This window comes from Commensalibacter sp. W6292M3, assembly GCF_016101315.1.
Classification (GTDB): domain Bacteria; phylum Pseudomonadota; class Alphaproteobacteria; order Acetobacterales; family Acetobacteraceae; genus Commensalibacter; species Commensalibacter melissae.
Map to the genome: position 1 here is coordinate 794614 of NZ_JACFQT010000001.1, position 14096 is coordinate 808709.

The following is a 14096-nucleotide window of genomic DNA, read 5'->3' on the forward strand; positions in this document are numbered from 1 at the left end:
TAAATATCCTTTGGACTAAAATAAGACTAAATCCTCAACCAATTAGGAGATTTATGTCCAACAGATGCACGATTACCTATATAATTTTCCAATATTTCAAAAATTCTGACTTTTGTTTGACCAGGCATTGTAAAACCAATCTCAGAATCAAAAACTATAACCAGTTTCAGTTTTCCTTTACCCAATTTCTGTAATAGAACACCACTACCCTTTTTTAATTCAGGAATTTGTTCTAGTGGAAATATCAGAAATTTACTGGATGAATTCGCAATGGCAATATAATTTCCATTACCTTCAAGACAAGCGAATGTTTTTTCATTATCCTTTAAAGTTAGAACTTGTTTACCCGTTTTCCGTTCAGTAACAAGATTTTCCCCAGAAATGACAAATCCCTTTGCTGAGGTTGAAACAAGAACATATTTCTTTTTTTCATCTAAAATAAAAAATTCAATAACCTCAGCATCATTTGCTATGTCTGCAAGAAGACGTATGGGTTGACCATCACCTCGGCCTCTTGGTAAATCTAATGCCTTTATATTGAATGATTTACCTTCACTACCGATAATGCAAATTCGATCATTACTATGACATTCCAATATTTTAAATAAATGATCCCCTTCTTTGAATTTCAGCTTATCACTGTCAAGATTATGTCCTTTCAAAGCACGTATCCAACCTTTGGAGGATAAAATAATTGTCAGAGGTTCACGTTCCACCTCTTCCAGAATATCCATAACATCTATTGTTTTAGGTGCTTCAGAAATTTCCGTTTTTCTCAAACCATCATCGGACTGACCGAACGTTTTCAAACCCTCTTTCAATTCTTTGTTGATTTCTTTCCAGCAAAGAGATTCACTTGCCAGCAACGTTTTTAAATTAGATTTTTCATTGGTGAGTTGTGCATATTCATTTTTTATTGCATTTTCTTCCAATCGTCTCAAACTTCTCAAACGGATATTGAGAATGGCTTCAGCCTGAACATCCGACAGATTGAAAGTTTGCATCAAAACAGTTTTTACTTCATCTTCATCTCGAATTATACGAATAACTTCATCAAGATTTAGATATACCGCTAATAAACCCTCCAGAATTTCCAATCGCTGTTCAATAACATTTAACCGATATTGACTTCGACGTTTGAGAACTTCATAACGATGATCCAACCATGATTTCAAAATGGCTTTCAATCCCATCAATTTAGGAACGGCATTGCGATCAAGCACATTCATGTTGTAAGCAAACCGGTTTTCCAAGACAGTCAGTTTAAACATGGATTCCATTAAAATTTCAGGCTGCACTGTTTTAACTTTGGGCTCTAATATAAGCCGTATTTCATCAGTACTTTCATCTCTTATATCTGCCAATAATGGAAGCCTCTTCTTTTCCATCAAAGTGGCTATCTGTTCAATCAATTTGGATTTCTGCACTTGGTAGGGTATTTCTTTAACAACGATAACCCAAGTTCCAAATCGACCATGTTCAATTTCCCATTTTGCCCTGAGCCTTAATGAGCCTCGACCAGTTTCGTAAGTTTGTTGAATAACATTTTGATTTTCAACAATTTTCCCACCTGTTGGAAAATCTGGACCTTTTACAAAATGCAACAAATCCTGTGTAGAGGCTTCAGGATTTTTAATAAGGGTTATAGCGGCCTGATAAATTTCACCCACATTATGTGGGGGAATATTTGTTGCCATTCCAACAGCAATTCCGCTTGCACCGTTTGCCAAAAGATTTGGGAATGCACCTGGTAAAACAATCGGTTCTTTTTCCTCTCCATCATAGGTATCACGAAAATCAACACAATCTTCATCGATACCTTGCAATAAAGACTGGGCAATTCTTGTCATACGGGATTCTGTATAACGCATGGCCGCAGCATTATCACCATCAATGGATCCAAAATTTCCCTGTCCCTCAATCAAGGGATACCGTACAGCAAAATCCTGTGCGAGACGAACGAGCGCTTCATAGACAGCGGCATCCCCATGGGGATGATATTTACCAATAACATCCCCAACAATACGGGCGCATTTCTTGAATCCTGATTTTGGATCAAGTTTCAATTGACGCATGGCATATATCAAACGACGATGAACAGGTTTCAATCCATCCCTTACATCTGGTAATGAACGCGACATTATTGTTGACAGGGCATAGGCCAGATAGCGTTCACTTAATGCCCTTGCAAAGGGAGCGTCCTTGATTAAACCGTCAGATGCAGCAGTCATATTATACTCTTGTATGTTTTAATTTTTTATTTGTATGATTACGAAGAATAGAGAATTAGTCCATCATAGGCAACTTCGATGTCCGGCGGCAGATTTGCCTTTAGCCAATTCCAATCCATATCAGGTCCCATATGCGTTAAAATCGTTCTTTTAGGCTTGATAATTTTTTTCCATTCCAGAACCTTGCCAATCCATGCATGGGCAGGATGTTCATTCCGTTGAAAACATCCCACAATAAACAGATCAAGATTGGATAAAATTTTCAACCCTTGTTCCGGAATCCGAACCACATCGGTACAATATGCCACATCACCACATCGTATGCCCATGGATTTACAAAAACCATGTACCTGTTCACATGTTTGAATAGATTGATTTTCAATCATGAAATTATCATAATAATCAATCTGATGAACATCCAAAACTGGACGAAAAAAATATGGTTGGGTTTTCCATGGCTTAAATGCGTAGGCAAATCTTGATTTCAATTCAGATAATGTATCTTTCGTTGCATATATTGGTAAGGCTTTACCCAAAACTCTGTTGATTGAACGCAATTCATCCAGACCAGCAATATGATCTGCATGTGCATGAGAATAAATGACAGCGTCAACCCTGCCAATTTTTTCTCTCAATAACTGAGTTCGTATATCAGGACCTGAATCAATTAGAATTCTTTTGCCATTATTCAACTCAATAACGATAGAGGATCGAGTTCGTTGATTCTTTTGTTCCAGGGGATCACATATTCCCCAATTCCCCTGACCATCATCACCTCCTACCAATGGGACACCACCCGAACCTCCGCATCCCAGAATAGTAATTTTCATTAAACAATTTACCTTTTAAAAGACGCTTTTTTAAAAAGACGATGAAAATTATCTATTGTTTGTTTTTTGAACGTTTCAAAATCAACCGCTAACAATTTTGCCATAAATTCTGCTGTTTGATAAACATATGCAGGTTCATTTTGTTTGCCCCGAAATGGTACGGGAGCCAGATAAGGAGAATCAGTTTCAACAAGAATTCTATCTTGAGGTAAATGGAGAACGATATCGCGTAAATCCTGGGCTTTTTTAAAAGTGATTATACCTGAAATACTAATATATCCACCCAAATCTAGAACTGTTTCGGCCAGTTTCATACTAGATGTAAAACAATGAATTAAAAATGGAAATCCTCCCCCTTTTTCTGTCTCTCTCTTTAAGATTTTGGCAATATCATCATCTGCATCCCGGGCATGAATACATACAGGCAATCCAGTTTGTTGCGAAGCACGAATATGATTTTCAAAAGATTCTTTCTGTCGTTCAAAAGCCTCTTGTTTACCGTAAAAATAATCAAGTCCGGTTTCACCTATACCTATAACTTTGGGATGATTGGTTAATTCAACAATTCTGTCAACAGAACAAAAAGGTTCATCCATCACATATTCAGGATGAGTTCCAATCGTGCACCATACACTCAAATGATCAGTTGTATAATCAGTTATTTCTATTTGCTGCCGCGCATTTGATAAACGCGTTCCTATTGTTACAACTTCACCCAAACCTGCATGTGTTGCACGATCAATAATGACTTTTTTTTCATCATCATCAAAAAAATCAAGATGGCAGTGTGAATCAACCAGATACATCAGATTTGTTCAGCTTCCGTATAACGAGGAAAAATAGGAGAAGGTAAAGGTAATTTTATTCCTGAATGAATTTCTTTTTCAAGATCTGAAAAATTACGTTCATTTTTACCAACCCCAAGCTGGGTCAATAATTTATCCATACTATTAGGCATGAATGGCTGTAAACAAGTGGCAATTTCGCGCAACACATCAACCAAGGTTCTTAAAACAGTCTTCATACGCTCGAAATCAGTTTTTTTCAATTTCCATGGCGCCTGATGATCGATATATGCATTAGAAGCGCGTATAACCTTCCAAATATCCTCTAAAGATTCATTAAAAGCCTGACGGTCCATTTGTTCCCTTAATAAAATCGGCAACAGTTTAGCTTTTGCTATCAACTGTATATCCACATCCAATCTTTTTCCAGTATCTGGTAAAATACCGTCACAATTTCTGGTAATTTGAGTCAAAGTTCTCTGTGCAAGATTACCCAGATCATTGGCCAATTCATTATTCATGCGATTGATCAAGGATTGTCTGCTATAGTCTCCGTCTCCACCGAAAGGAACTTCACGCAAAAGAAAAAATCGGACAGGATCCAGTCCGAACTCATTGATCAATTCAATAGGCTCAACAACATTTCCTACTGATTTACTCATTTTTTCACCTTCAACAGTCCACCAGCCATGCGAAAATATTCGTCTGGGAACTTCCAAACCCGCCGCCATTAAAAAAGCTGGCCAATACAACGCATGGAAACGTGCAATTTCCTTCCCCACCAAATGCAAATCTGCTGGCCAAAAACGCCACCGATCTGATAATTCCGTATCAGGATAGCCCAATGCGGAAATATAATTTGTCAACGCATCGAACCATACATACATGACATGATCCTTATCGCCTGGAACTGGAATACCCCACTTGAAACTCGTACGACTGATGGATAAATCACGTAAACCAGATTTTACAAAACTTAACAGTTCATTCTTACGACTTTCTGGGCCGATAAATTCTGGATGCAATTCATAAAATTCCAACAACTTGTCTTGCCAGGCAGACAATCTAAAAAAATAGGATGGTTCTTTTAACCATTTGACCTGTGCCCCTGTGGGCGCAATCTTTTGTCCATCTGCTGTAGTAGTTAGTTCATCTTCACTATAATAACACTCATCCCTGAGTGAATACCACCCTTCATAAGCGCCAAGATAAATGTGACCAGCATCAGCGATTTTTTTCCATAAAGTCTGGCAGCTTCTTTTATGACGTTCCTCGGTCGTTCGTATAAAATCATTATATGATATGTTTAACTGATCAGCCATATTTCTGAATTTTGCAGAAATTTCATTTACAAATACTTCCGATGTCTGTTCATTATTGTGGGCAGCCTGCTCTACCTTTTGTCCATGCTCGTCAGTACCCGTCAAAAAGAATACATCATATCCATCCAATCGTTTGAATCGGGCCAAAACATCCGCAGCGATTGAGGTATAGGCATGACCAATATGGGGGAACCCGTTTACATAATAAATCGGGGTGGTTATCATATAATGGTTTTTCATAATTCACTTACTAGTTCGAAATCGGAAATTAGGGTTTGTCTTTTATCCAAATTAAAAGATTCTGTATCTTTATGCCATTTTAAAATTTTTTGCCAAATGTCAATCCATTCCATTACTGTTCGAGATGGATTGCCAAATCGTTCCTGCCTTGATTTTATAGCCTCACCGATCAGCATATTGAATTTATCTGTCAATAAGCTAAAAAAAACAGAAAATCCATCTTCTTTTTGTAAAATATACTTAACTTTTTCATTCAGCTCACTTCCTTTGAAAGGATTCTCGAAAAAGGCATCAACAATATTTTGCAAATTTGAGGCGTCAGAATTCAATAATGATAATGCTTTACCGATCGATCCCTGAGACAGGGTAATTATTTTTTGATATTCTGCCTCAGAATATTCGGGGGCTAATTTAATCAAGGCTTCTAATAAAACAGTATTTGATAAAGGGTGAAGCATTAATTTACGACAACGACTTGAAATCGTTGGCAACAAACGGTTTGGATGTGCAGTGATCAAAAAAATTAAAGCAGCATCTGGAGGCTCTTCCAAAATTTTTAATAAACTATTGGCCGCATTCTGATTCATCAAATCCGCCTCTTCGATAATGACAATGCGCCACCCGTCATTTGCAGATGTCAATCGTAAAAACGTTCCAACTGCTTTTATATCATCCATCAAAATTTCCGAACGAAGACGGTTTTTCTTTTCATCTATTCTTCGACTAACCGTTAATAAATCAGGATGACTACCCGCCTTTATCTTAGCCAACACTTTTTCAGAGCTACCAAGAATCAAACGAATGACATGATTGACAAAAGTTTTTTTGCCTACCCCGACCTCACCACATATCAACCATGCATGATGAAGCTTATTCTTGAAAATGGCTTGTTTGAAACAATCATATTCCTTTTCATGTCCCCATAAAGAGTCATCTAGTTTTGCTGTCATTGTTTTTAATATATCTTGATTCAGATAGTTTATGCGTGACGAGATTGTAAACTTCCCGGGTTACCTCATGCAATAATTTATGAGCTTTGATAACTTTACATCGATTTTTATTATTTTTAGCTATCAGTTGAAAACCATTCAGAACACGATAATGAAAATCATACCCGAGTTGTTCATAAGCATCAATTTTTGTTTGACGTTTTAGACAACGTTCAATAAGCGTTTCATAAGGGGCATCGAATACCAAAGTTAAATTGGGAATTAAATCTATCAAATTGGATAATTTTTGAATATAATCCAATATATCCGGATTTTCCTTACCTAATCCATATCCTTGATATGCCAGTGTTGAATCAATAAAACGATCACACAGCACTATTTTACCCTGTTGCAGCGCTGGCTTTATGACCTGATCTACATGATCGCACCTTGCGGTAAAATGAGCCAGGATTTCAGCTTTAAGCGAAAAATCGCAATTCCCAAATAACAATAATTTCCTAATGGCCTCGGCACCCGTTGTTCCACCTGGCTCACGGGTTAAGAGCACATCTATATTATCTTTTTGCAGCTTTTCTTTCAATAATTGAGCTTGTGTAGATTTTCCAGCACCTTCACCGCCCTCAAAAGTAATAAAATATCCTGACATAAATAATAAAATAATGTTGATTAATTTTTATTCGTTAAACGATAGCTTACATTTTTCATCATACGTGAAATAATATTAGCTTTTTCAACAGTCTCACCAGCTATTATGGGAACTTGTACAGTAATTCCACCATTTTTTACAGACAGAGAGGCCTCAACATTTTGTCCTTTCATAACAGGTGCGGACAAAGGGGCGTTATAATCAAGGGTTACCTTCAATTTATCACGCATCCCGACAGGCAAGGTTAAAACAAGATTTTCACCTGCAACCAGTGGAACTGTTTCTTGTGCTCCCATCCAAACTGGTGCCTGTTCAACAACATCCCCTTTATTGAATAACTTAACATTTTCAAATTGATTGAAAGACCATTCTATCAAACGTTCACTCTCATGGGCCCGCATATTCATCGAGGTTAATCCGTTGACCACCATTATGACCCGACGACCATTCCGTTCAGAACTGGCACATAATCCATAACCGCCAGCATCTGTATGTCCTGTTTTCAAACCGTCCGCAAGCCCTTTGTCTACCAAAACATTTCGATTGCCCTGGGTGATTTTATTGAAAGTGAATTCTTTTTCGGAAAAAAAATGATAGTATTCGGGATAATCATGAATAAGATGATAGGCTATCAGAGCAATATCACGGGCAGACATCAGATGATTGCTATCCGGCCATCCGGTACAGTTCATAAAATGAGAATTCCGCAATCCCATCTTGGGCGCCATTTCATTCATCATGGATACAAACTGCTGTTCAGATCCGGCAATTCCTTCGGCAAGTACAATACAGGCATCATTCCCGGATTGTATAACAACACCCTGGATCAAATCCTGGACAGAAACTTGTCCATTCAGGGGAACAAACATTTTTGATCCCTGCATTTTCCAGGCTTTCTCACTTACGGGAAGCAACTGATCAAGCTTTAAACGCCCGGTTCGCAGCATGGCAAAAACAATATAACAGGTCATGATTTTTGTCAAAGATGACGGATGCATAGGTTGGTCTGCCAATTTATCCATCAAAACGGTACCTGTATTATAATCCATGATAAAGGCGTATTGTGCCAACGTGTCAAAAGGACCTATTGGTGTTACGGCTGGTGGACCATTCGAAACCGCCTCTTGAGTTGCTGACGAGAATTTCCTGCTTGCCGCTTTACGAATGGCTCTTCGGGCACTTGCTGAATTTGAATCTATCAGAGCCAGAGATGCAGCTACGCCACTAATTCCAGTCAATATTGATCTACGAGTATGCACGCTTGTTCCTATTCAACTATAATTTTGGCACCCTTAATGCCAGATTTTAACAAATAATCAAGATTTTGATCTGCACTTTCGACTGATTGATAGGGACCAGAACGAACATGCAATATTCTGCGCCCTCCTTCAAAACTATAGGTCACTCTCCCACCAATACGTGCCGCCAATTTATTAGCATAAATTCGCAAGGTGAAAGAGCCACAATCAATCCATATTTGCCCTCCTGTAATTTGACCCTGCGTAAAAGTGACGGGCAAATCTTTTAATATTAATGAAGAATTTAATGCTTTTTGGAAAGTGGGATCTGATTTTTTTTTCGCATTATTTTCGCTTGATTTGCCATTCAGATTTTCAACCATGATTGTATCCAAAGGCGCAGTGTTAACTTTCATTTCCGTTTGCGGACCATTGGGCATTTCAAAAGCAAGATTTTGGCTTTGATTTTCATCCTCAACAATTTCGATTTTCGCTGTTTGACCGTTTGAAATTCCCAATAATTCACCAGCTTTTGGCGTCAATTCCAACAATCTTGAAGAATAAGATGATGGACGATCATTCAAACGAATTGAAATTTCCCTACCATTGTCAACATTGCGAACTTTTATAATACTTGGTAATTGCAATGTGGGATGTGCACCCGTCATACGTTGCGGATCATAATATTCCCCATCAGCAGTCACTTTATTTTTCTGATTTTTGGATATAACTGCCAAACCTGTTGCATGATAGGCAAAATTTTCCTCTGGATAATACCATTGTTCCCCAACCTGATAAGGTTGACCAACCACGTAGTGAATCTGAGCTGGTTGCAGCGGTTTTTCTTCCTTGGTACAACAGGCTATACTTATCAACAATAGAGAAAATAAATATTTTTTCACGATATAATACAAATTCACGAAATTAATATTTTGTTATTTTATATTTATATTACAAAAAAACAATCATTTTATGCAATCATCGCATCTCCCAGCAATCCGACTGCAAGTGCATAATAATCCGAAGGGTTGTAGCGGCGTATTACATTAAAATTATGATAAATCATAAAACCATTATTATTTTTCTCATCCGGTTTCAAAATACTGCCATAAATATCCAGACGGGAAAATTCCGAACCATCTGATCGCTTAACGCCCATTGATTTCCATTCACCAAGTGTTTTTGAAACCTGATGTCCGATATATGAACCATTGAAATCATTTGGCAATAAAATTTTTTGTCCCCAGGGTTCAGATCCATGCCAACCATTTTTCTTCAGATAATTGGCAATTGAAGCCAGTACATCTTTTTCATTTGTCCAAATATTTGGATGACCGTTTCCTGAAAAATCAACCGCATACCGTAAATATGCACTGGGCATAAATTGGGGCTGGCCCATTGCACCAGCATAACTGCCCATCATATTTTCGGGATTGATATTTCTATGATTAAGAATTCTTAATGCATTCATGAGCTCAATTTTGAAAAATTTAGCTCTTCTACCTTCATAAGCCAAAGTTGCCAAAGCATCAATAACATTAAATTTTCCGAGAAATTTGCCATAAAAGGATTCTATTCCCCATATTCCAACAAGTATAGAAGGATCAACTTCATAACTTTGCCAAAGGGCAGTCAAAAACGTTTGAAGTTCCTGAAATTTATTGCGACCTTGTTCTATTTTTTCTACTGTTATGACTTTTTTATAATATTGTTGCCATGTCATGACAAATTCTGGCTGTTTATGATCAAGTTCAATCACTTTTTTATTCGGTAAAGAATAATTCAAAGCATGCCTCATAATAGAGGCATTCAATCCTAGCTGAACAGCCTGTTGATATATATTGAAAAGAAAGGATTTATATTCGGATGATGATCTCGCAAAAGCTGTGATATTCGAAAAAACAAATTTTCCACTTCCAACTGCCATAACTGCTGTGCCAATAGAATTTGCCAAAAATTGTCTTCGCCTCATCGCTATTACCCTTTTATGTCGATTAAAATATATTGGCTTACCAAATAATTTTAATTAAAATCATGTAATTATTTCACTTTTACTATAGCAATTTCATTTTCCTGCAAAAAGAGTGATATTTGATCCCCAGATTTCAGTTTACCTACACCCTTTGGCGTACCAGTGAAAATCACATCTGATTTTTTTAATGGAACAAACTGGCTAATATAGGATATAATCTTGCTGAAATTAAATATCATGTTATTGCTATTTCCTCTCTGACGCTCTTCTCCATTTAATTTCATTGAAAAGCAAATAGGAAGAGATAACAGTTCCTTTTTTACAAAAGAGGAAAGGTAACAGGAATCTTTAAAACCCTTTGCCAAAAACCAGGGCAATTTTTTCTCTTTTAATTCTGTTTGCAGATCTCTAGCCGTCAAATCAAGGCCCAGAGCGATTTCATCATAATAATTCTCGGCTTTGTTCTCCGAAATTTTAAAACCATCCTGGGAAATCTTTAATACCATTTCTGTTTCATAATGAATATCCTGTGAAAAATCAGGTAGGATAATTGTATCTCTCTCAACCAAGGAGGTGTTGGGTTTACTAAAAATTACGGGGACAGATTCGATTTGATTTCCCAATTCTTTTGCATGTTCAGCAAAATTTCTGCCGACACAATAAATATTATTAATCATCATTTCATCCAATACACAAACAGGGAATTTTAGGTATTTTTTTAATTATACAGGTAAATTATGATGATTATATGTACAAACGAAAGACAATATTTTTTGAATTATGATTAGTTTTTTTTCACGGTTAGGATAAGATGGTGGGCGCAACAGGGATTGAACCTGTGACCCCTACCATGTCAAGGTAGTGCTCTCCCGCTGAGCTATGCGCCCATCTTAACGTTTGATAAACTGCTTGATACACATCTTAGTTTAAAAGCGCAAGTGGTCAAATGCAAAAAAATAAAATATTTTAATATAATCATTCTTTTTTTTCCGTTAGCAAGGTTATTTTGTGCCAATTCATAAAACAAAAATATATCATTTACAAAAACCTGATAATAATGTTTTACCGTTTTTAGTCAGCTCACCTCATTCTGGACAATTCTATCCAAAGAATTTGCTTGAACTAACAAGATTACCCTTAAATGAATTACGCAAGAGTGAAGACAGTTTTGTCCATGAACTTTTTCATCATGTATCTAATTATGGTGGAAGTTTGTTAAATGCAGAATTATCCCGTATTTTCTGTGATCTCAATCGATGGGCATGGGAACTTGATCCAAAAATGTTCAAAGAACAACTTCCCCCATGGTGTGATACAGAATCCGCTCGGGTAAAAAACGGAATTGGAACAGTTCATAAAATCAGCAATTCAGGAAAAGTTATTTTCAAATATTATCTTTCATTTACTCATATTGAAAAACTAGTTCAAAATTATTGGTTTTCCTATCATCAACAAATTCAAAATTTCATTCATAACTTTAAAAATCGTTTTAATGGAGGCATTATCCTCGATGTACATTCAATGCCATCCCCACGCATCCAAACCCCTGCCTTTGCAGATATAATATTAGGGGACAATTTTTCAAAAAGCTGTTGCCCGCTATTAATAAACCAGACTGCTAGATATTTTCAATCAAAAGGCTTAACAGTGAAAAAAAATATACCTTATGCAGGAGGGTATATTACCAGTCATTATGGAAATCCTTTTAAAAATATTCATGTTTTACAAATTGAAATAAATAAAAAATTGTATTTGAATGAAGAATCTTTCCAACTCAATGAAAATTTTTTTAAAATTCAAAAAATTATGACTGAATTTCTGATTATGATTACCAGCCAATGGAAAGAAATTTTAAAAATTTAATTGTTACCAAAAAAAATTATTAATTGTCTTCGTTAATTTCCAGTTTATTTTGTTATATAATTAATTCAAATTTAATTTTAACCCATAAATATGATAAAGGCTTACAAGTGAAAATGAGTGATGCAACATCTACGCATGCTGAAGAACAACACAATTTTAGTGCAGAAGTTGAACGCCTTATGGATCTGGTTGTTCATGCACTTTATTCAGAGAGAGAAATTTTTTTAAGAGAATTAATTGCCAACTCTGCAGATGCATTGGATAGAAGACGTTTTGAATCGCTTACCAATCAAACAGTTGCCTTGCCCGATAAACCCCAAATAATTTTAACCGTTGATAAAAAGGGAAATTTATTAACAATCAGTGATGATGGTCTCGGTATGAGTAAGGATGAGATGATCCAAAATCTCGGAACCATTGCAAAATCAGGAACAAGATCATTTGAAAAACAGCTCAGGGATGCCAAACCCGAAGATCGTGTTAACCTCATCGGTCAATTTGGTGTTGGATTTTATTCAGCCTTCATGGTGGCGGATAAAGTTGAGGTAATTTCACGACGTGCCGGATCGGATGAAGCCTGGGCATGGAACTCTGAAGGTAAAGGCAAGTATAGTATCGCTTCCTCAACAAGAAATACACCTGGTACAGATGTTATTCTTCATATTAAAAAAGATGCTGAAGAATATTTGGAAAGCATGCGACTGGAGAATATTATCCGTAAATGGGCAGATCATATTGCCTGGCCCATTACGATTAAACAGGATGACAAAGAAACATCCGCCAATGAAGGTCAAGCAATCTGGACAAAACCACGTGGCGATATATCCGATGAACAACTAGATGAATTCTATCGTCATGTAACCCATTTATTTGACAAACCACTGGCTACGCTTTTATGGCATGCTGAAGGCGTGATTGAATTCACTTCTTTGTTATTTATTCCCGGAATGGTTTCTCCATTCGCACCAGTCGATCAAGAAAGAAAAAGCAAGGTACGATTGCATGTACGCCGTATGTTTATTACGGATGAAGCGGACATGCTTCCATCTTGGTTACGTTTCATTCAGGGGATTGTGGATACTGAAGATCTTCCCCTAAATGTATCCAGGGAAATGCTACAAAACACACCCGTTCTTGCACGTATTCGTAAGAACCTTGTTAACCGTGTGATAAGTGAATTAAAAAAACTTTCGGAAGATAAAGAAAAATATACAAAGTTTTGGGAACTTTTCGGGGCAATTCTTAAAGAAGGACTTTGGGAACCCAATGAAAATAATGATACAATAGCCAAAATCTCAAGATTCTATTCATCTACCGTTGATGGTTTGACAAGTCTTTCCGACTATGTGGAACGTATGAAAGAAAATCAGGAGGCCATCTATTTCTTGGCTGGAGATTCCCTTGAAGTCTTAAAAACCTCACCTCATCTTGAAGGTTTCAAGGCACAAGGAATCGAGGTCCTATTATTCACTGATCCCGTGGATGCTTTCTGGCCTGATCGGTTTGGAAAATTTGAGGAAAAACCTTTACGCAGCATTACCCGTGCCAAGGAAGATCTCGATAAACTTATGGGAAAAGAGGAAAGATCCAACAGCGAGGAAGAAGAAAAACTTTTAAAAACTTTGATGGAAAGTTTGAAAGACAAAATTACGGATGCTCGCATGACGACACGCCTTGTTGACAGTCCTGTAATTTTGGCTGCAAAAGAGGACGGACCCGATTTACAGATGCAACGTTTAATGCGTCGTAACGATCGCTCAATTCCTTCAGCCCCACCTGTGCTGGAAATTAATCCTAATCATAATTTAATCAAATCTTTAATCAAGAAGGTAAATTCAGGCGAGAATATAGATGAAGCTGCATTTATACTGCTTGATCTTGCAAAAATACAGGATGGGGAAATGCCATCTGATCCAACATTATTTGCAAAACGTATTGCAGCCGCATTAGCATAATCCTAGATATATCAAAAATGGCGATGCATCAATGAATGCTCGCCTTTTTCAAAACCTTAAACAA

Annotated in this window: 12 protein-coding genes and 1 tRNA gene; 2 read left to right on the plus strand and 11 right to left on the minus strand. The window is 36.9% G+C overall.

Features of this window, described 5'->3' with window-relative positions:
* Window positions 1-26 precede the first annotated feature (26 nt).
* From parC to H3T57_RS03640, 11 genes are all read right to left on the minus strand, one after another.
* A complete protein-coding gene (parC, locus tag H3T57_RS03590) occupies window positions 27-2231 on the minus strand; it encodes a DNA topoisomerase IV subunit A (protein ID WP_198193216.1) in 2205 nt (734 codons plus the stop codon).
* Between the two features lie 38 nt (window positions 2232-2269).
* Window positions 2270-3061 carry an MBL fold metallo-hydrolase gene (locus tag H3T57_RS03595; RefSeq protein WP_198193217.1) on the minus strand — a complete coding sequence of 264 codons (792 nt, stop codon included), beginning with the start codon at window positions 3059-3061 and terminating at the stop codon, window positions 2270-2272.
* An 8-nt stretch (window positions 3062-3069) separates the two neighbouring features.
* Complete coding sequence (locus tag H3T57_RS03600; protein ID WP_198193218.1) at window positions 3070-3867, minus strand: TatD family hydrolase; 798 nt, start codon at window positions 3865-3867, stop codon at window positions 3070-3072.
* Window positions 3867-5408, minus strand: a complete 1542-nt coding sequence (gene metG / locus H3T57_RS03605; RefSeq protein ID WP_198193219.1) for a methionine--tRNA ligase — start codon at window positions 5406-5408, stop codon at window positions 3867-3869. The genes H3T57_RS03600 and metG overlap by 1 nt, the downstream gene beginning before the upstream one ends.
* A complete protein-coding gene (locus H3T57_RS03610; RefSeq protein ID WP_198193220.1) occupies window positions 5405-6358 on the minus strand; it encodes an AAA family ATPase in 954 nt (317 codons plus the stop codon). Before H3T57_RS03610 ends, metG begins: the two co-directional genes overlap by 4 nt.
* Complete coding sequence (gene tmk / locus H3T57_RS03615) at window positions 6339-7004, minus strand: dTMP kinase (protein ID WP_198193221.1); 666 nt, start codon at window positions 7002-7004, stop codon at window positions 6339-6341. The genes H3T57_RS03610 and tmk overlap by 20 nt, the downstream gene beginning before the upstream one ends.
* 20 nt (window positions 7005-7024) lie before the next feature.
* Window positions 7025-8263: a D-alanyl-D-alanine carboxypeptidase family protein gene (locus tag H3T57_RS03620; RefSeq protein WP_198193222.1), complete on the minus strand. Its 1239-nt coding sequence runs from the start codon at window positions 8261-8263 to the stop codon at window positions 7025-7027.
* A gap of 8 nt (window positions 8264-8271) precedes the next feature.
* A complete protein-coding gene (locus H3T57_RS03625; RefSeq protein WP_198193223.1) occupies window positions 8272-9144 on the minus strand; it encodes an SPOR domain-containing protein in 873 nt (290 codons plus the stop codon).
* A gap of 68 nt (window positions 9145-9212) precedes the next feature.
* Window positions 9213-10214 carry a lytic transglycosylase domain-containing protein gene (locus H3T57_RS03630; protein WP_198193224.1) on the minus strand — a complete coding sequence of 334 codons (1002 nt, stop codon included), beginning with the start codon at window positions 10212-10214 and terminating at the stop codon, window positions 9213-9215.
* A gap of 68 nt (window positions 10215-10282) precedes the next feature.
* Window positions 10283-10894: a fumarylacetoacetate hydrolase family protein gene (locus tag H3T57_RS03635; RefSeq protein ID WP_198193225.1), complete on the minus strand. Its 612-nt coding sequence runs from the start codon at window positions 10892-10894 to the stop codon at window positions 10283-10285.
* A gap of 132 nt (window positions 10895-11026) precedes the next feature.
* A tRNA-Val gene (locus H3T57_RS03640) sits at window positions 11027-11101 on the minus strand.
* A gap of 121 nt (window positions 11102-11222) precedes the next feature.
* Between H3T57_RS03640 and H3T57_RS03645 the strand changes: the two genes are divergently transcribed.
* Both H3T57_RS03645 and htpG read left to right on the plus strand, forming a co-directional pair.
* Window positions 11223-12077, plus strand: a complete 855-nt coding sequence (locus H3T57_RS03645) for an N-formylglutamate amidohydrolase (protein ID WP_198193226.1) — start codon at window positions 11223-11225, stop codon at window positions 12075-12077.
* A gap of 113 nt (window positions 12078-12190) precedes the next feature.
* On the plus strand, window positions 12191-14032 hold the full coding sequence (gene htpG, locus H3T57_RS03650) for a molecular chaperone HtpG (protein ID WP_198193227.1): 1842 nt from the start codon (window positions 12191-12193) through the stop codon (window positions 14030-14032).
* Window positions 14033-14096 lie beyond the last annotated feature (64 nt).